Origin of the sequence: Streptomyces sp. WY228 (genome assembly GCF_019287315.1) — a bacterium.
Taxonomy (GTDB): Bacteria; Actinomycetota; Actinomycetes; order Streptomycetales; family Streptomycetaceae; genus Streptomyces; species Streptomyces caviscabies.
Map to the genome: position 1 here is coordinate 4,312,304 of NZ_CP079114.1, position 16,716 is coordinate 4,329,019.

14 protein-coding genes and 1 pseudogene are annotated in these 16,716 nt (G+C 73.1%); 9 read left to right on the top strand and 6 right to left on the bottom strand.

Translation table 11 applies throughout. The features are described from left to right. Positions 1-70: 70 nt before the first annotated feature. The gene (locus KV381_RS18840; RefSeq protein WP_218785748.1) at positions 71-835 is read right to left on the bottom strand and encodes a siderophore-interacting protein; all 765 of its coding nucleotides are present in this window, start codon (positions 833-835) and stop codon (positions 71-73) included. A gap of 146 nt (positions 836-981) precedes the next feature. Here KV381_RS18840 and KV381_RS18845 point away from each other — a divergent pair, with 146 nt between their 5' ends. The 7 genes and pseudogenes from KV381_RS18845 (at position 982) to KV381_RS18875 (ending at position 8,890) form a co-directional block, all read left to right on the top strand. Then, on the top strand, positions 982-1,602 hold the full coding sequence (locus KV381_RS18845; protein ID WP_218785749.1) for a TetR/AcrR family transcriptional regulator: 621 nt from the start codon (positions 982-984) through the stop codon (positions 1,600-1,602). A gap of 61 nt (positions 1,603-1,663) precedes the next feature. Beyond that, entirely contained in the window at positions 1,664-2,578 is a 915-nt protein-coding gene (locus tag KV381_RS18850; RefSeq protein ID WP_218785750.1) for a DUF2797 domain-containing protein, read from the top strand. Between the two features lie 23 nt (positions 2,579-2,601). Then, on the top strand, positions 2,602-3,483 hold the full coding sequence (locus KV381_RS18855) for an amidohydrolase family protein (protein WP_030077427.1): 882 nt from the start codon (positions 2,602-2,604) through the stop codon (positions 3,481-3,483). A 166-nt stretch (positions 3,484-3,649) separates the two neighbouring features. Next, a complete protein-coding gene (locus KV381_RS18860; RefSeq protein ID WP_030077428.1) occupies positions 3,650-4,396 on the top strand; it encodes a response regulator transcription factor in 747 nt (248 codons plus the stop codon). A 10-nt stretch (positions 4,397-4,406) separates the two neighbouring features. Next, positions 4,407-6,083 (top strand): cell wall metabolism sensor histidine kinase WalK, encoded by a 1,677-nt coding sequence (locus KV381_RS18865; protein ID WP_218787250.1) that lies wholly within the window; start codon positions 4,407-4,409, stop codon positions 6,081-6,083. 25 nt (positions 6,084-6,108) lie between these two features. Continuing rightward, positions 6,109-7,464, top strand: a complete 1,356-nt coding sequence (locus tag KV381_RS18870) for a bifunctional glycosyltransferase family 2/GtrA family protein (protein ID WP_218785752.1) — start codon at positions 6,109-6,111, stop codon at positions 7,462-7,464. Continuing rightward, a pseudogene (locus tag KV381_RS18875) lies at positions 7,461-8,890 on the top strand (ArnT family glycosyltransferase). Before KV381_RS18870 ends, KV381_RS18875 begins: the two are co-directional and overlap by 4 nt. Before the next feature lie 25 nt (positions 8,891-8,915). On the opposite strand, the gene KV381_RS18880 reads toward KV381_RS18875, so the two are convergent. Together KV381_RS18880 and KV381_RS18885 are read right to left on the bottom strand one after the other, a co-directional pair. Next, a complete protein-coding gene (locus KV381_RS18880; protein ID WP_218785754.1) occupies positions 8,916-10,082 on the bottom strand; it encodes a serine hydrolase in 1,167 nt (388 codons plus the stop codon). Between the two features lie 205 nt (positions 10,083-10,287). Further along, a complete protein-coding gene (locus tag KV381_RS18885; protein WP_218785756.1) occupies positions 10,288-11,178 on the bottom strand; it encodes an endonuclease/exonuclease/phosphatase family protein in 891 nt (296 codons plus the stop codon). Between the two features lie 235 nt (positions 11,179-11,413). Here KV381_RS18885 and KV381_RS18890 point away from each other — a divergent pair, with 235 nt between their 5' ends. Together KV381_RS18890 and KV381_RS18895 are read left to right on the top strand one after the other, a co-directional pair. Next, positions 11,414-13,081, top strand: coding sequence for an MFS transporter (locus KV381_RS18890; RefSeq protein ID WP_230543449.1), 1,668 nt, complete (start codon positions 11,414-11,416; stop codon positions 13,079-13,081). 101 nt (positions 13,082-13,182) lie between these two features. Then, positions 13,183-14,115, top strand: coding sequence for a TetR/AcrR family transcriptional regulator (locus KV381_RS18895; protein WP_256995096.1), 933 nt, complete (start codon positions 13,183-13,185; stop codon positions 14,113-14,115). Positions 14,116-14,131: 16 nt separating this feature from the next. On the opposite strand, the gene KV381_RS18900 is transcribed toward KV381_RS18895, so the two are convergent. From KV381_RS18900 to KV381_RS18910, 3 genes are all read right to left on the bottom strand, one after another. Further along, entirely contained in the window at positions 14,132-15,160 is a 1,029-nt protein-coding gene (locus KV381_RS18900; RefSeq protein ID WP_218785758.1) for an NAD(P)-dependent oxidoreductase, read from the bottom strand. 7 nt (positions 15,161-15,167) lie between these two features. Continuing rightward, positions 15,168-15,638: a PPOX class F420-dependent oxidoreductase gene (locus KV381_RS18905; protein WP_030077451.1), complete on the bottom strand. Its 471-nt coding sequence runs from the start codon at positions 15,636-15,638 to the stop codon at positions 15,168-15,170. A 155-nt stretch (positions 15,639-15,793) separates the two neighbouring features. Further along, a complete protein-coding gene (locus tag KV381_RS18910) occupies positions 15,794-16,612 on the bottom strand; it encodes a YceI family protein (RefSeq protein ID WP_218785760.1) in 819 nt (272 codons plus the stop codon). Between the last annotated feature and the right edge of the window lie 104 nt (positions 16,613-16,716).

Here is a 16,716-nt window from a genome sequence, read left to right on the forward strand (position 1 = left end):
TGGGGGGCGGACCAACCGGGGGTGGACCAACCGGGGGTGGACCAGCCGGTGGCGGACCAACCGGGGTGGATCAGCCGGGGGCGGATCGGCCCAGTCGCCAGTAGCCGTAGAACGCGATGTTCTGCTTGGGTACGGCGCGGTCGTCGACCAGGTGCCGCCGGACGCCGGTGGCCAGGCGGGACTCGCCGGCCACCCACGCGTAGAGGGGGCCTGCGGGCAGTTCGGCGGCCCGGACCGCCTCCAGCGCGAGCGTTCCGGGCCGCAGGCTCTCGTCGTCGCGGCTGAGCCAGTGGATGCGCACCCCGGCCCGCGGGGCGACGGACCGGATGTCGGCCGCGGTCGCCACCTCCACGAAGACCTCGGTGGGCGGCGGGTCCTGGTCGTCCTCCAGGATCGACAGGACGGCAGGCAGCGCGCTCTCGTCGGCCACCAGCAGTCGGCCGCGGGCGTGTTCGGGCAGCCGGTACATGGTTCCGAGGTCGAAGATCCCGGCCTGGTCGCCCGGCCGGACCCGGCGCACCCACGAGGACATGGCCGAGTCGCCGTGCAGGGCGAACTCGATGTCGATCTCCTGCTCCGCGGGCCGCAGCCGCCGGACGGTCAGGTTCCGCACCCACGGGCGGACCGCCTTGGGCATCAGCATGACCTGGACCATCCATGCCTCGTTCGAGGCGGTCGGCATCCTCAGCCCGCTCTGTCCTTCCCGGGGGAAGAAGAGCCGGACGGCCTGGTCGCCACCGCCCGCCACGAGGTCCCGCACGCCGGGCCCGCCGAGGGTGACGCAGGCGGAACCGGGTGTGAGCAGCTCGCGCCGCCGGACCTCCAGCGTGATCATCTTCCGCTCCCGAGGAAGGCTCACCCGGGGCATCACGGCCGTTCACCTACTGCTGGACTTCTCTTGTTTCCGCAGCTCATGGCACTATTCTGAGTAAAAGCTCACCTCTTGGCTACTCGCTTTCGCCGACCGGGAAGGATCCACGGATGTCCGCCTCCGAACGCCGTCTCGCCCCACGTCGCAAGCCTCGGCAGGTGCGCGCCGAGCTCACGCGGGAGCGCATCCTCACCGCCGCTGCTCACGTTTTCGCCGAGTACGGCTACGCCGCCGGCACCACCAACCGCATCGCCGAGCACGCCCGGATGTCCATCGGCTCGCTGTATCAGTACTTCCCGAACAAGGATTCGATTCTTGCGGAGCTGCTGGTCCGGCACATCGACCGTGGCTCCTGGGCCGGAGCCCAGGCGCTGGACCTGTCCCCCGGCACACTGGAGCAGACCGTGCGCGCCCTGGTCCGCGATGCGATCGACCACCATCGGGACGACCCGCAACTGCTGCGCATCATGATCGAGGAGGCGCCGGTCTCCGGTGAGCTGCTCGAAGCGATGGAGCGGCACGGCAGGGAGCGGGTGGCTCAGGTGCGTGATGTGCTCGTCCGGCATCCGGATGTCCGCGTGCGGGACCTCGACATGGCGGCGGAACTGATCGTGGGGACGGTGGAGTTGAACACCCACAAGTTCATGGCCACGTCGCGGCCCGGTCAGGTGGAGAGGCTGGAGGCGGAGCTGGTCGCCATGGTCACGCGATACCTGAGCGGCGATCGGTGACGGCGACCGATGACGGCGACCGATGACGGCGACCGATGACGGCGACCGATGACGGCGATCGATGACGGGGAACGGAGTCCGGGTGTCCGGTGGTGGGTGGCGGTGTGCCGGCGTGCGGTGGCCCGGGGAGGCGCCCGAGCTGGGGTGGAGCAGGGGCCGTGACCGGCGGGTGAGTGTGCTCGCGTACGGGGCCGGGCTCGGGTTCCGGGCGCTCGGGGAGCGGCACTGCGTGGGGGCCCGGGGCAACGTGTGCCCGCTCGGGGCCGTGGTGCCCGGGCGCTCCACCGGAGGGCGGTGCGCCGAGTGTGCGCGGCTGGACCGGGCGCATTCGGTGGCCGCCGACACGATGGCGGACGACCCCCGGACGTACCGCGTGTATCTCGCCTGGTTCGGGCCCGGCCTGGTCAAGGTCGGCATCACCGGCGAGGAGCGCGGCGCGGCCCGGCTGCGGGAGCAGGGGGCTGTGGTCTTCAGCTGGCTGGGGCGCGGGCCCCTCATGGCGGCCCGGCGGACCGAGGAGGTGCTGCGGGCGGCCCTCGGGGTGCCCGACCGGATCCCGTACGCCAGGAAGCGGGCCGAGCGCGGTCGCCTCCCCGACGCGGACGAGCGGGCCACCGAGGTGACGGAGCTGTACGGGCGGGCGGCGGGGCTCGAAGGACGCGGCTGGCCCGACTCGTTGGAGCGGCTGCCCCTTGAAGTCGTCGACCAGGTGGGCATCTTCGGGCTCGACCGTGCGGACCCGCCCGTCCGGTCGGTGCGGGAGCTGGTGGACGGCGGTGTCGTCGCGGGGCGGCTCGTCGCGGCGGCCGGGCCCGATCTGCACCTCGCCGTGGACGGTCCGGGAGCGGGAGCGGGCGTGGTCGTGCTGGACACGCGGCTGATCACCGGGTGGCAGCTGACGGCGGTGGCCGAGAACGATGTACGTGTCCCCCTCATCGACATCGGCGGCGGCGGTGTGCAGGGTGGGTTGTTCTGAACGACCGGCGAAAGGACCTGCGCATGGATACGGGAAGCGATGACGTGGTGCGGTTCTGGGAGCGGCTCGGCCTGCCCGGGATCATCGACGTGCACACCCACTTCATGCCCGAGCAGGTCCTGCGCAAGGTCTGGGCCTACTTCGACTCCGCCGGTCCGCTCACCGGGCTCGAATGGCCGATCACCTACCGGTACGAGGAGGACGCGCGGCTGGCCGTGCTGCGGTCCTTCGGGGTGCTGCGCTTCACCGCCATGCTCTATCCGCACAAGCCCGGCATGGCCCGCTGGCTGAACGACTGGGCCGCCGGGTTCGCCGCCCGGACGCCCGACTGCCTGCACACCGCGACCCTCTTCCCGGAGGAGGGCGTGGAGACGTATGTGAAGGAGGCCGTCGAGGGCGGGGCCCGGGTGTTCAAGTCGCACCTCCAGGTGGGCGCGTACGACGCCAACGACCCGTTGCTGGAGCCCGCGTGGGGGCTGCTCGCGGAGGCCGGGGTTCCGGTGGTGATGCACTGCGGGTCGGGGCCTGCGCCTGGGCGGTTCACCGGGCCCGAGCCGATCGGCCGGCTGCTGGCGCGGCACCCCCGGCTGCGGCTGATCGTGGCGCACATGGGGATGCCGGAGTACGCGGAGTTCCTGGCGCTGGCGGAGGCGTATCCGGAGGTGCGGCTCGACACGACGATGGCGTTCACCGACTTCAGCGAGGGGTTCAGCCCGTTTCCGGCGGCGGAGCGGGGGCGGCTCGCCGATCTCGGGGACCGGATCCTGCTGGGGACGGACTTCCCGAACATTCCGTATCCGTACGTCCACCAGCTGGAGGTGCTGGAGCGGCTCGGGCTGGGCGAGGAGTGGTTGCGGGCGGTCTGTCATGGGAACGCCGCCGCGTTGTTCCCCGCCCGTACGTGACGAGACCCGTACGTGACGAGACCCGTACGTGACGAGGCTCCCCGGGCGTGGCGAGGCCCCGCGCGTGGCGAGGCCCACGCATGACGAGCACGCGTGAACCGCTTTCTCAGGGAATTCACAGAAACGGGTCAGGCTTCTCTCACGGGTGACTCACAGAGTGGTTCCCATGACGATGACGACCTCGCCCCAGGGGCGTACCGAACTGCTCAGGCCGGACCGTACCCCCGTGCGGGTCCTGGTCGTGGACGACGAGGCTCCGCTCACCGAGCTGCTCTCGATGGCCCTGCGGTACGAGGGGTGGGAGGTGCGCAGCGCGGGCGACGGAGCCGGGGCGGTCCGGGCCGCGCGGGACTTCCGGCCCGACGCGGTGGTCCTGGACGTGATGCTTCCGGACATGGACGGGCTGTCCGTCCTGGGCCGGCTGCGCCGCGAGTACGCCGATGTGCCGGTCCTCTTCCTGACCGCCCGCGACGCCGTCGAGGACCGGATCGCCGGGCTCACCGCGGGCGGCGACGACTACGTCACCAAGCCGTTCAGCCTGGAAGAGGTCGTGGCCCGGCTGCGCGGGCTCATCCGCCGCTCGGGCTCGGCCGTCGCCGCCGGGCGGAGCGAGTCCACGCTCGTCGTCGGGGACCTGGTCCTGGACGAGGACAGCCACGAGGTGAGCCGGGGAGGGGACTCGATCCACGTCACGGCCACCGAGTTCGAGCTGCTGCGCTTCCTGATGCGCAATCCGCGCCGGGTCCTCAGCAAGGCGCAGATCCTCGACCGGGTCTGGAACTACGACTTCGGCGGCCAGGCCAACGTCGTCGAGCTCTACATCTCGTACCTCCGCAAGAAGATCGACGCCGGGCGCACGCCGATGATCCACACCCGGCGCGGCGCGGGGTATCTGATCAAGCCCGGTGAGTAGGCGTCCCGCCATGAAGGTGTCGCGCCGCCCCTGGACGCTGCGGACCCGGCTCGTCGTGTCGGCCGTCTCGCTGATCGCCGTCGTCGCCGCGGTCATCGGGTCCGTCACCGCCATCGCCTTCCACAGCTACATGTACGGCAAGCTCGACGACCAGCTGCACTCCGTCGCCGAGCGGGCCGAACGGCCGCCCGGGCCCACGCCGGTGCCCGAGGCGTTGCGCGAGACCGGCCCGCTCGGCTTCGTCGGCGGCGGCGGGCAGCCGCTCGGCACGTTCGGGGCGCTCGTCGGCGACGACGGGTCCGTCGGCGCGTCGAAGGTCGTCGAGGACAGCGGGCTGCGCGCCCAGGAGAGCGCGAAGCCGCTGACCGAGGAGCAGCGGCGGGCGCTGGAGGAGGCCGCGCCGGAGACCGGTGAGGGCACCACGAGCGTCGATCTGCCGGGGCTCGGCGGCTACCGGGTGGAGGCCGCGACCACCACCGACGGTCACACCGTCCTCGTCGGCATCCCCAGCGCCGAGGTGAGCGGTGCGCTGACCACCCTGATCGTCGTCGAGGTCTGCGTCACCGCCGCCGGGCTGCTCGCCGCCTCGATCGCGGGCACCGTCCTCGTCGGGGTCGCCCTGCGTCCGTTGCGCCGGGTCGCCGCCACGGCCACCCGGGTCTCCGAACTCCCCCTGCACAGCGGCGAGGTGGCCCCCCTCGAACGCGTACCCGAAGCCGAGGCCGACCCGCGTACCGAGGTCGGACAGGTGGGCGCGGCGCTCAACCGGATGCTGGGGCACGTCGGTTCGGCGCTCGCGGCCCGGCAGGAGAGCGAGACGCGGGTCCGGCAGTTCGTCGCCGACGCCAGCCATGAGCTGCGCACGCCGCTGGCCTCGATCCGGGGGTACGCCGAGCTGACCCGGCGTGCCACCGGCGGGCGGGAAGCGCCGGAGCCGGATCCGGTCACCCGGCACGCGCTCGGGCGGATCGAGTCCGAGGCGGACCGGATGACGGGCCTGGTGGAGGATCTGCTGCTGCTGGCCCGGCTGGACGCCGGGCGGCCGCTCTCGTACGGCACCACCGATCTGCTTCCGCTGGTCGTGGACGCGGTCAGCGACGCCCAGGTGGCGGACCGGCCGGATGCCGGTCCGGGCGGTGGTGCGCGGACGGCGGCCGGGCCCGGAGCGGGCCCGGGGCCCGACGCCCTCGTGGCGGACCCGCCGGGCGCCGGTCCGGACGCCCGGCACCGCTGGCGGCTCGAACTGCCCGACGAGCCCGTGACCGTACGCGCCGATCCCGACCGGATCCGGCAGGTGCTGGTCAACCTGCTGGCCAACGCCCGCACGCACACCCCGCCGGGGACCACCGTCACGGTCTCCGTGCGGCCGCCCGTACGGGATGGGGAGCCGGTCACGCTGGCGGTACGGGACGACGGGCCCGGCATTCCGGCGGAGCTGCTGCCGCACGTCTTCGAACGGTTCGCCCGGGGCGACGCCTCACGGACGCGGGGCACCGACGGCGGCGGAGCGACCGGTTCCACCGGGCTCGGCCTCGCCATCGTGCAGGCCGTCGTCTCCGCCCACGGCGGCCGGGTACGGGTCGAGTCCGCGCCGGGGCGCACGGTGTTCGTGATCGAACTGCCGGCGGAGGAACCAGCGATCCGTACGGACTCACAGGCCAGGGACAGGCTCACCACACCGGTGTGACAGCGCGGTTGGCGAATGTCGGAGCATGACCACCGACAGCAGCCTCCGGAGCGGCCCCGGCGCGACCGGCCGCAGTAGCGGGGACGGCGCGGAGCACCGCGCGGAGCACGGCGCGGGGCACGGCCTCCTGCCGGTCCGGGAGCACCTCCCGGCCCGCAAGGAGGCCGCCGCGGGGCCCGACGCCCCCGTGCTCGACGTCGTCGTCCCCGTGTACAACGAGGAGAAGGACCTCCGCACCTGCGTGCTGCGCCTCCACGGCCATCTCGCGCGGACCTTCCCGTACCCCTTCCGCATCACCGTCGCGGACAACGCCAGCACCGACTCCACCCCCGCCGTCGCCGCCGCGCTCGCCGCGGAGCTGCCCGGGGTGCGGAGCGTACGGCTGGAGGAGAAGGGGCGCGGGCGGGCCCTGCGGACCGTGTGGGCGGCCTCCGACGCCCCGGTCCTCGCCTATATGGACGTCGACCTCTCCACCGACCTCAACGCCCTTCTCCCGCTGGTCGCCCCGCTGATCTCCGGCCACTCCGACCTGGCCATCGGGTCACGGCTCGCCCGGAGTTCGCGGGTGGTGCGGGGACCGAAGCGGGAGTTCATCTCGCGCGCCTACAACCTGATCCTGCGCTCGTCCCTCGCCGCCGGTTTCAGCGACGCCCAGTGCGGGTTCAAGGCGATCCGGCGTGAGGTCGCCGAGCGGCTGCTGCCGATGGTGGAGGACAGCGGCTGGTTCTTCGACACCGAGCTGCTGGTCCTCGCCGAGCGGGCGGGGCTGCGCATCCACGAGGTGCCCGTCGACTGGGTCGACGACCCCGACTCGACCGTCCACATCGTGCGGACGGCCACCGACGACCTGAAAGGCGTGTGGCGGGTGGGGCGGGCGCTGGCCGTCGGCGCGCTGCCGCTGGACCGGCTGGCCCGGCCCTTCGGGGACGATCCGCGCGACCGGGCGCTGACCGGGGTGCCGCGCGGACTGGCCCGCCAGCTCGTCGGGTTCTGTGTGGTCGGAGTCCTCTCCACCCTCTTCTATCTCGCGCTCTACTCCCTCTTCCGGCTCGGCGTCGGCCCGCAGATCGCCAACGGCGGCGCGCTGCTCGTCTCCGCCGTCGCCAACACGGCCGCCAACCGGAGGCTCACCTTCGGCGTACGCGGCCGGGGCGGGGCCGTCCGCCATCAGGCCCAGGGCCTGGTCGTCTTCGCGATCGGCCTCGCGCTGACCAGCGGCTCGCTCGCGGCGCTCGGCGCGGCCTCCGGATCGCCCTCGCACTCCACGGAGCTGGCCGTACTGATCACCGCCAACCTCGCGGCCACCGTGCTGCGCTTCCTGCTTCTGCGCGCCTGGGTCTTCCCGGCCCGCGCCTGCCCCGAACCCGAGGATCTCCGATGACCACGGCCACGACCACGATCACCGCCACCGCCCCGCCTCCGGAACCCGATCGCCGTTCCGGACCGAGCCCTCGGTGGGCGCGGCCGGCGCTGTACGGGCTGCTGCTGGCCGTCGGGCTCGCGTACTTCTACAACCTCAGCGCCTCCGGTTACGCCAACTCCTTCTACTCCGCGGCCGTCCAGGCGGGCAGCCAGAGCTGGAAGGCCCTCTTCTTCGGCTCGTTGGACGCGGCGAACGCCATCACCGTCGACAAGCCGCCCGCCGCGCTCTGGCCGATGGCCTTGTCGGTGCGGCTGTTCGGGCTCACCTCCTGGGCGATCCTGGCCCCTCAGGTCCTGATGGCGCTGGCCACGGCGGCTGTGCTGAACTCCGCCGTACGCCGTCGATTCGGGCCCGTCGCCGGGCTGATCGCGGTCGGCGTGTTCGCGCTGACGCCCGTCGCCGCGCTGATGTTCCGCTTCAACAACCCGGACGCGCTGCTCGCCCTGCTGATGACCGTCACCGTGTGGTGCGTGCTGCGGGCCCTGGAGCAGGGCCGGACGAAGTGGCTGCTCTGGGCGGGCGCGGCGGTCGGGTTCGCGTTCCTGACGAAGACCCTCCAGGCGTTCCTGATCCTGCCCCCGCTGGCCGTGCTGTACGCGGTGTGCGCCCCCGTTCCCGTACGGAAGCGGCTCGGCCAACTCGCTCTGTCCGCACTGACGATGGTCGTCGCCGGTGGCTGGTGGGTCGCGATCGTGGAGCTGATGCCCGCGTCCTCGCGGCCGTACGTCGGCGGCTCCCAGAACAACTCCTTCCTTGAACTCACCTTCGGCTACAACGGGCTCGGCCGCATCAACGGCGAGGAGACCGGCAGCGTCGGCGGAGGTGGTCGCGGGGGCGGAGGCGCGGCTGCACGGGCGGCATGCCCACCATGCCCGGCGGCACCGGAACCGGCACCGGAGCCGGTACGGGCAACGGCTTCGGCGAAGGCATGAGGGGTGGCGGCGGTGGCGGCGGCGGCATGGGCGGCCTGCTCAACGGCGCGACCGTCGACGCCGAGGCGAAGGCCCTCCTGACGAAGGGCGCGGACGACTACACCTGGGTCGCCGCGGCGGTCGGCGCGCAGAACGCGGCCAGCTACCAACTCGCCACCGGTGACCCGGTGATGGCGATCGGCGGCTTCAACGGCAGCGACCCGTCACCGACGCTGGCCCAGTTCAAGAAGTACGTGGCGGAAGGAAAGATCCACTACTTCGTCTCGGGCGGCGGAATGGGCGGCGGCATGGGTGGCGGAGCCATGGGCGGCGAAGGCGGAGGCGGCACGGGCGGCGGCCCGGGAGGCTCCTCCGGCACCTCCTCCCAGATCTCCTCCTGGGTGACGGAGAACTTCACCGAGGTCACCGTCGGCAGCGCCACGTTCTACGACCTGACGCAGCCGGTGAGTTGACGGCCGGGGACGTGCGCGGCCGGGCTCAGAACCCGGCCGCGTACGTCCAGAAGTCCCGCATCACCTGCGGTGTGGTGGGCCCGGCCATCGCCATCTGGGTCAGCAGGACGGCGACCGTGCCCGTGGCCGGGACGATGTGGGCCGTGGTGCCGGTGCCGCCGACCCAGCCGTAGCGGCCGAGGACGTTCCACGGGGCGGCGATCTCGACGTCCACCGCGCCGCCGAACCCCCAGCCCTGGCCCTCCGTGAACAGCCCGCTCGCGGCGCGCTGCTCCGGGGTCAGGTGGTCGGTGATCATCTGGCGCACCGACTCGCCGGCCAGCACCCGGTCACCGGCGTCGTTGAGCCCCTCGGCGAGCAGCATCCGGCCGAAGGCGTACCAGTCGTCGACGGTCGAGACCAGGCCCCCGGCTCCGGACGGGAAGGCGGGCGGGCTGCTCCACTGCCCGTCCGGGGCGTCGTCCAGGACGGGATCGCTTCCGCCGTCCGCCCCGGGCCGGTAGGAGAAGGTGAACCGGTCCAGCGCGGCGGGCTCCACCCAGAACCCGGTGTCCTTCATGCCGAGGGGCTCGAAGATCCGCTCCGCCAGATACGCGGGCAGCGGGCGGTCGGCGACCCGGGCGATGAGGACGCCGAGGATGTCGGAACACGTGTTGTAGAGCCAGCCGTCGCCCGGCTGGTGCAGCAGCGGAACCCGGGACAGCTCGGCCATCCAGGCGTCCGGCGCGAGGCCCGCCTGCGGCTCCGGCGGACCTTGCCTCAGCTCCGCGAACAGCGGGGCGACGGCCGGGAGCGAGAAGTCGGACGGGAAGCCGTAACCGGCCCGGAAGGTCAGCAGGTCCAGCAGGGTGATCGGGCGGACCGCCGACACCACGTCGTCGACCGGGCTTTCGGGGATCCGGACGACCAGCGGCGAGGCCAGCTCGGGCAGCCAGGCCGCGACCGGGTCGGCGGGGGCGATCAGGCCGTCCTCGACGAGCGTCATGGCGGCGGCCGCCACGACGGGTTTGGTGATCGAGGCGATGCGGAAGATCGAGTCCCGCCGCATCGGCGCGGACCCGGCGAGTCCGGCCGTACCCGCCGACACGACCTCGACCCGCTCGCCCCGGGCGACCAGCGCCACCGCGCCCGGCATCGATCCGGCGGCGATGTGGGTGTCCAGCAGTTCGTGCAGGGTGGTGGAGGTGGTCATGGTCGTGGTCGTCCTTCGTCCGGTACCGCGTGTTCTCTCGGAGCTCTGGGCCCGCCCTCGGGCAGGAAGACGCGCTCCGGTCGTAAAAGGAAGCTCTCAGGCCGAAACTGCCGAGGCAGCGGAGGCAGCGGAGGCTGCTGAGGCCGCCGGAGCCACCCGGGCTCCCGCAGCTCCCGCAGGTGGAGACTCCCGAACGGCTCCGGACTCATCGGCCCCGCGCCCTCCCGCGTACCAACAGGTCCGCCACCACCGCCCGGTGGTCCGAGGCGACGCTCTCCGGCACCCACGCCCTCCGCACGCCGACGCCGCCCTTCGACACGGCCACGAAGTCGATCCGCTTGACCGGGTCCTGCGCCGGGAACGTGGGCGCGCCCGGGTCCGCGTCGGTCAGCTCCCGCCACAGCGGGGCGAGTTCGGGGGCGGCGGGCTCCGCGTTGAAGTCGCCGAGCAGGATCCGCGGGCCCCGGTCCTCGGCCATGATCCGCCGGGTGTCGGCGACCTGGGCGACACGGACGGCGGGGTCGGGGCGGTAGTCGAGGTGGGTCACGTACACGTGCACGGGCAGCCCCCGCACCCGTACGACGACCTCGCCGAACCCCGGCGCGGGGGCCGGGACCGGGTTCGGGTCCTGGGTCGAGAGGCGGGTGATCTCGTGGTTCTCGGCGCTCACGATCCGGTGCCGCGACAGCACGGCGACCCCGTACTCCGCGCGGGGCGCGCCCGGTTCGGCCGGGTCCAGGCTGTAGATCGGCGCGAAGGAGACGTGCATGCGCAGCCGGCGCGCCAGCTCACCCGCGAGATCCCGCCACTCGCTGCGGGCGCCCCAGTGCCGGTCGACTTCCTGAAGCCCGATCACATCGGCGTCCAGGGAACGGAGTTCGGCGGTCTGACGGTCGAGGTCGAAGACGCCGTCCACGCCCGCCCCGGCGTGGATGTTGTACGTGGCGACCCGCAGCGGCAGGCCCGCGCCGGGCCCGCCCGAGGGGGAGGAGCGATGAGCCGACGCGGCGGCCGCGGGCGGTGCGAGGAGCACGCCCAAGAGGGAGGCGGCGAGGAGTAGTCGAGGGAATCGAGCGGAACGGCGACGCAGAGACATGGCTCTCCAAAGGGCCGAACGGCCGAACATCACGCACTTTGTCAGGTCAGCGTCGAGAACCGTACCGTCGGGCCGCCCTCCGGGTCCCGGCGGCGCGACGGGCCCGACCCCACGGAAATCGACTTGTACGTCGTACAGGGCTGTCTTACGGTGTACAACACGGTGTCCTGTACGCCGTACAACCACCGGTCGCGCGATCACGCTCCGGTCGACCCATGGAGCCCAAGGAGCCCGCATGACGGCGCCCGCCGCAGAGCGAAACGACCTCTCCCCCCAGGGACATCCGCAACGCTGGCTGATCCTCGGCGTCATCTGCCTGGCACAGCTCACGGTGCTGCTCGACAACACCGTCCTCAACGTCGCGATCCCCTCCCTCACCACGGAGCTGAACGCCTCCACCGCCGATGTGCAGTGGATGATCAACTCCTACTCGCTCGTCCAGGCGGGCCTGCTGCTCACCGCGGGCAGCTCGGCCGACCGCTACGGGCGGAAGAAGATGCTGATGGTGGGCCTCGCCCTGTTCGGCGTCGGCTCGCTGGTGGCCGGGCTCGCCCAGTCCTCCGGCCAGCTCATCGCGGCCCGCGCCGGGATGGGCATCGGCGGCGCGCTGCTGCTCACCACCACGCTCGCCGTCGTGGTCCAGATCTTCGACGAGACCGAGCGGGTCAAGGCGATCGGCATCTGGTCCACCGTCGCCTCCCTCGGTTTCGCGGCGGGCCCGCTGTTCGGCGGGTTCGTCCTCGATCACTTCTGGTGGGGCGCGATCTTCCTCATCAACATCCCGGTCGCCCTGATCGGCCTGATCGCCGTCGCCCGGCTCGTACCGGAGTCCAGGATCGTGCAGGGCGACCGGCCCGATCTGCTGGGCGCGCTGCTCTCCACGATCGGTATGACCGCCGTGGTCTTCGCGATCATCTCCGGGCCCGAGCACGGCTGGGCGTCCGGCCGGGTGCTGCTGACGGCGTTCATCGGCGTCGCCGTGCTGGCCGGATTCGTGCTGTGGGAGCTGCACATCCCGTACCCGATGCTCGACATGCACTTCTTCCGGAACCAGAAGTTCGTCGGCGCGGTGGCGGGTGCGCTCCTGGTCGCCTTCGGGATGACCGGCTCGCTCTTCCTGCTCACCCAGCACCTTCAGTTCGTCCTCGGGTACGGGCCGTTGGAGGCGGGGCTGCGGACCGCCCCGATGGCGCTGACCGTGGTCGTCCTCAACCTGGCGGGACTGGGCGCCCGCATGGTGCGGAAGGCCGGGACGCCCGCCGTCATCGCGGCGGGCATGAGCTGCCTGGCGGCCGGGCTCGCCGCCATCGCGCTGCTCGGGCGGCACGGGTACGGCGGGATGCTGCTCGGCCTGCTCGTGATGGGGGTGGGGATCGCGCTGGCGATGCCCGCGATGGCCAACGCCATCATGAGCGCCATCCCGCCGGAGAAGGCCGGGGTGGGCGCGGGGGTCAACGGCACGCTCGCGGAGTTCGGCAACGGGCTCGGGGTCGCGGTGCTCGGCGCCGTGCTGAACGCCCGCTTCTCCGCGCTCGTACCGGCCGCCGTCGGCGCCACCTCGCTGCCCGCGGCCCTGGCCGCCGCGGACGGGCCCGCCGCCCGTGAGCAGATCAAGGACGCCTTCTCCTCGGGCCTTGAGGTCAGCCAACTGGCGGGCGCGGTCGCGGTGCTGGCGGGCGGTCTGCTCGCCGCGTTCCTGCTGCGCCGGGCCGAGCGGCTGGAGGCGGCGGTGGCCGGTCCGGCCGGTGCGGCCGGGACGGCTTCCGGTGCGCCCGCCGCCGGTGCGGAGAGCCCCGCCCCGGCCGGGAACGGCGCTGCCGCCGACCAGGACGACCCTTCTGAGCAGGGCGATCGGCTGAGGAAGGCCGGGGACCGGGCAGACTCGACGGGACCGGCGGCATAGCATCGGACGGGACGGCGTACCGGACCGTAAGCGTCCGGTACGTCGTCCTTCCGGCAGGACGGCTCGGTGGGCCGGTCCGAGACAGACGAGGAGAGTGCGCCATGGTGTCCGCGTCCGGGGCCGAGCCCACGTCCGCGCCCGATCCCGACTCCGCGTCAGCGTCCGCGCCCGACTCCGGGCCCGCCCCTGACTCCGCGTCAGCGTCAGCGTCAGCTTCCGGGCCCGCGCCCGACGCCGCGTCAACGTCGGCGTCCGCGTCCGCATCCGACCGCGCGACCGACACCGTACGGACCAGCGTGTGGCTGGACCGGCGGACGCCTTCACGCTCCCGCAGGGCGGAGTCCCCGGCGGGCCTGGACCGCACCCGCATCACCGAGGCGTCGGTGCGGCTGCTGGACGCCGACGGACTCGCCAAGTTCTCCATGCGCCGGCTCGCCGCCGAACTGGACGTCACCGCGATGTCCCTCTACTGGTACGTCGACACCAAGGACGACCTCCTGGAGCTGGCGCTCGACTCCGTCTACGCCGAGATCGCCCCGCCGCGCGAGGCCGACGACTGGCGGGACCGGCTGCGGGACCTGGCGCGCAGCTACCGCGAACTCCTCGTCCGCCACATCTGGATCTCGCCGCTGGCCGGGACGTTCCTCAACATCGGCCCGAACTCCATGCTGTTCTCGTACGCCGTCCAGGACATCGTCCGGGCCACCGGCCTGCCCCTGGAGCGGCAGACGGGCGCGCTCTCGGCGGTTTTCCAGTTCGTGTACGGATTCGGCACCGTCGAGGGCCACTTCAAGGCGCGCTGCGACGCGACCGGGCTCACGCAGGACGAGTACCACCAGCGGGCGATGGGCACGATCAGGGCGCAGCCGCACATGCGGGAGATCGCCGCGTACTCCGACGACATCATGGCGGCCCGGGGCAGCGACACCGTCGAGGAGATGCGCGAGCGGGACTTCGTCTTCGCGCTGGACCTGCTGATCGCGGGCATCGAGACGATGAGCGCCCGGACCGGCACCGGCACGCCTTCGCCGTGAACCGGCCCCCGCGCGTTCAGTAGCCGCGCCCCACGTCCACCGTCAGCCCGGGCCGCCGGCCCGCCGTCACGGCCTCCCAGCAGGCGGCGAAGTCCACGGCCACGTCCTCGTCGGCGGTGATGCCCGAGGAGTGCGAGGTGATGACCGTACGGGGCAGCCTCCACACCGGGTCGTCGGGCGCGGCCGGCTCCGTCGGCAGCACGTCCAGGACCGCCCGCCGCACCCGGCCGTCCCGCAGCGCGTCCTCCAGCGCGCTCATGTCCACGGTCGCGCCCCGCCCCACGTTGACGAACGTCGCCCCGCGCACCGCCGCGAACCGGGCGGCCCCGAAGAAGCCCTCGGTGGCCGTGGTCAACGGCAGCGTGGAGATCACCCACCGCGCCTCGGCCAGCGCCCCGCCGTCCTCACCGGCCCCGACGACCAGATCGAAGCCCGGCACCCCTGGTCCGGGGCCCGGCACCACCGGGGCGGCGCCCGGCACCACCCCACGCTCGGCGCCGGGCGTCGGCCCCGACCGCGTCGTGCGGGCGACGCCCACCGTGCGCACCCCGCAAGCCCTCAGCAGCCGCCCCACGGCCGCGCCGATGCGGCCGGTCCCGTAGATCAGGGCGGTCTGCCCGGCGATGAGCTCCGTGGGCAGGCGCTCCCAGTGCGCGCGGTCGTGCTGGGCGGTGAACTCCGGTACGGCCTGGCACTCGGCGAGGATCCAGCCCAGGACGTACTGGGCCATCCGCTCGCCCATCCGGCCCACGGTCCGGGTCAGCAGCGCCGGGGCGGGCCAGGGGCCGGCGGAGAGCAGCGGGTCCGTGCCCGCGTTGACGCTGTGGAACCAGAGCAGCCGGTCCGTCCGCAGCGCCTCGGGCAGCGTCTCGCCCACGCACAGGAGCGGTACGCCGGACGGCGACGGCGGGACGTCCGTCAGGGGTTCCGCCGCACGGCCGGCGATCCGCTCCAGCTCCCGTACCAGGCCGCCGTCCAGCGAGGGCGCGACCAGCAGCCGGGCCCGCGCGAGTTCGTCGGGCGCGGGCAGCGGCGTCGTGGTCATCGCGGGGTCAGCTCCCCGGGGCGAGGCGGGCCGGGAAGCCGCCGGTGGCGACGGGGCCCCAGCGCTCCGGGGTGACACGGATGATCGACTTGCCCTGCTTCACCATCGCCGCCCGGTACTCGTCCCAGTCCGGATGCTCGCCCGAGATGTTCCGGAAGTACTCGACGAGCGGCTCGACGGAGTCCGGGGCGTCGATGACCTCCGCCGTACCGTCGATCTGCACCCACGGCCCGTCCCACTCGTCCGACAGGACGATCACGCTGACCCGTTCGTCGCGCCGCGCGTTGCGGGTCTTGGCGCGCTCGGGGTACGTCGACATGACGATCCGCCCCGAGTCGTCCACGCCGCAGGTCAGCGGGGAGCCCTGGGGGCGGCCGTCGGCCCGGGCGGTGAGCAGGACCGCCCGGTGCCGGGGGCGTACGAACGCCAGCAACTCGTCGAGCTCCACGGCGGTGTTGGTCGCGATGTTCGGTGCCATGCCCACCACCCTACGACCGGGCCCGGCACCCGGCCGGGCAGCGCCTCGCCCCCACGGGCGGGACGGCACCCGCCCGGGCAGCGCCCTCGCCCCACGACCGGGCCGAACCGCTGTCCGGGCAACGCCTCGCGCGACCGGCGCGAGGCGGGCCGGGGTCATGGCACGGGCAGCGCCTCGCCCTGCACCGCCTGGATGTCCAGCTCCACGCGCAGGGTCGTGCCGATCGCGGAGATGCCCGCCTGGACGACCTGGTTGTAGTTCATCGCGAAGTCGTCGCGGCGCAGTTCGGCGGTGGCGTGGAAGGCCGCGCGCACCCCGCCCCACGGGTCGGGCCCGGTGCCGAGGTAGCTGAGGTCCAGATCGACGGGACGGGAGACCCCGTGCATCGTCAGCTCGCCGTGCACGGTCCAGCGGTCGGGCCCGGCCGGGGCGAGGCCGGTGGAGCTGTAGGCGATCTCCGGGAACCGGTCCACGTCCAGGAAGTCGGGCGAGCGCAGATGCTTGTCCCGCATGCCGTTGCCGGTGTCGATGCTGGCCGCCCTGATCACCGCGTCGACGCGGGAACTCCCGATCTCCTCGGCGATCTCGATCCGGCCGCCGAAGTCGGTGAAGCGGCCGTGCACGCTGGAGATCCCCAGGTGCTGGGCGACCGCGCCGACCGAGGAGTGCGCGGGGTCCAGCGACCAGGCGCCCGGCGGCGGCAGTTCCACCCCGCCCTGGCGGGCCAGCACGATCTGGCCGGCCTCGATCCGGCCGCTCGCGGTGACGAGGGCGGTGGAGGCGGCGGGGGCGTACCCGACCGCCGTGACGATCACCGTGTACGCGCCGGCCGCCAGCGAACCGTCCGTGCGGACCGCCCCGTCCTCGTCGGCCGCGGCCCGCAGCACCTGGGCGCCGGTCATGTCGGTGACCGTCACGACGGCGTGCTGGACCGCCCAGCCGTCCCGCGTCCGTACCTGTGCGCGAAGTCCCATCCGTACCTCTCCTAGAAGCCCTGGCTCGATGACCCGTCCGGCCGTGCCGTCGGGAAATGAGTCGGGCCCCGGGGCGGACACGGCAGGCCGTCCCCTGCCCGCCG

Bases quoted from the DNA above. Each gene is read 5' to 3' on its own strand.
- KV381_RS18840 (WP_218785748.1), bottom strand. From the start codon at position 835: ATGATCACGCTGGAGGTCCGGCGGCGCGAGCTGCTCACACCCGGTTCC.
- KV381_RS18845 (WP_218785749.1), top strand. From the start codon at position 982: ATGTCCGCCTCCGAACGCCGTCTCGCCCCACGTCGCAAGCCTCGGCAG.
- KV381_RS18850 (WP_218785750.1), top strand. From the start codon at position 1,664: ATGACGGGGAACGGAGTCCGGGTGTCCGGTGGTGGGTGGCGGTGTGCC.
- KV381_RS18855 (WP_030077427.1), top strand. From the start codon at position 2,602: ATGGATACGGGAAGCGATGACGTGGTGCGGTTCTGGGAGCGGCTCGGC.
- KV381_RS18860 (WP_030077428.1), top strand. From the start codon at position 3,650: ATGACGATGACGACCTCGCCCCAGGGGCGTACCGAACTGCTCAGGCCG.
- KV381_RS18865 (WP_218787250.1), top strand. From the start codon at position 4,407: ATGAAGGTGTCGCGCCGCCCCTGGACGCTGCGGACCCGGCTCGTCGTG.
- KV381_RS18870 (WP_218785752.1), top strand. From the start codon at position 6,109: ATGACCACCGACAGCAGCCTCCGGAGCGGCCCCGGCGCGACCGGCCGC.
- KV381_RS18880 (WP_218785754.1), bottom strand. From the start codon at position 10,082: ATGACCACCTCCACCACCCTGCACGAACTGCTGGACACCCACATCGCC.
- KV381_RS18885 (WP_218785756.1), bottom strand. From the start codon at position 11,178: ATGTCTCTGCGTCGCCGTTCCGCTCGATTCCCTCGACTACTCCTCGCC.
- KV381_RS18890 (WP_230543449.1), top strand. From the start codon at position 11,414: ATGACGGCGCCCGCCGCAGAGCGAAACGACCTCTCCCCCCAGGGACAT.
- KV381_RS18895 (WP_256995096.1), top strand. From the start codon at position 13,183: ATGGTGTCCGCGTCCGGGGCCGAGCCCACGTCCGCGCCCGATCCCGAC.
- KV381_RS18900 (WP_218785758.1), bottom strand. From the start codon at position 15,160: ATGACCACGACGCCGCTGCCCGCGCCCGACGAACTCGCGCGGGCCCGG.
- KV381_RS18905 (WP_030077451.1), bottom strand. From the start codon at position 15,638: ATGGCACCGAACATCGCGACCAACACCGCCGTGGAGCTCGACGAGTTG.
- KV381_RS18910 (WP_218785760.1), bottom strand. From the start codon at position 16,612: ATGGGACTTCGCGCACAGGTACGGACGCGGGACGGCTGGGCGGTCCAG.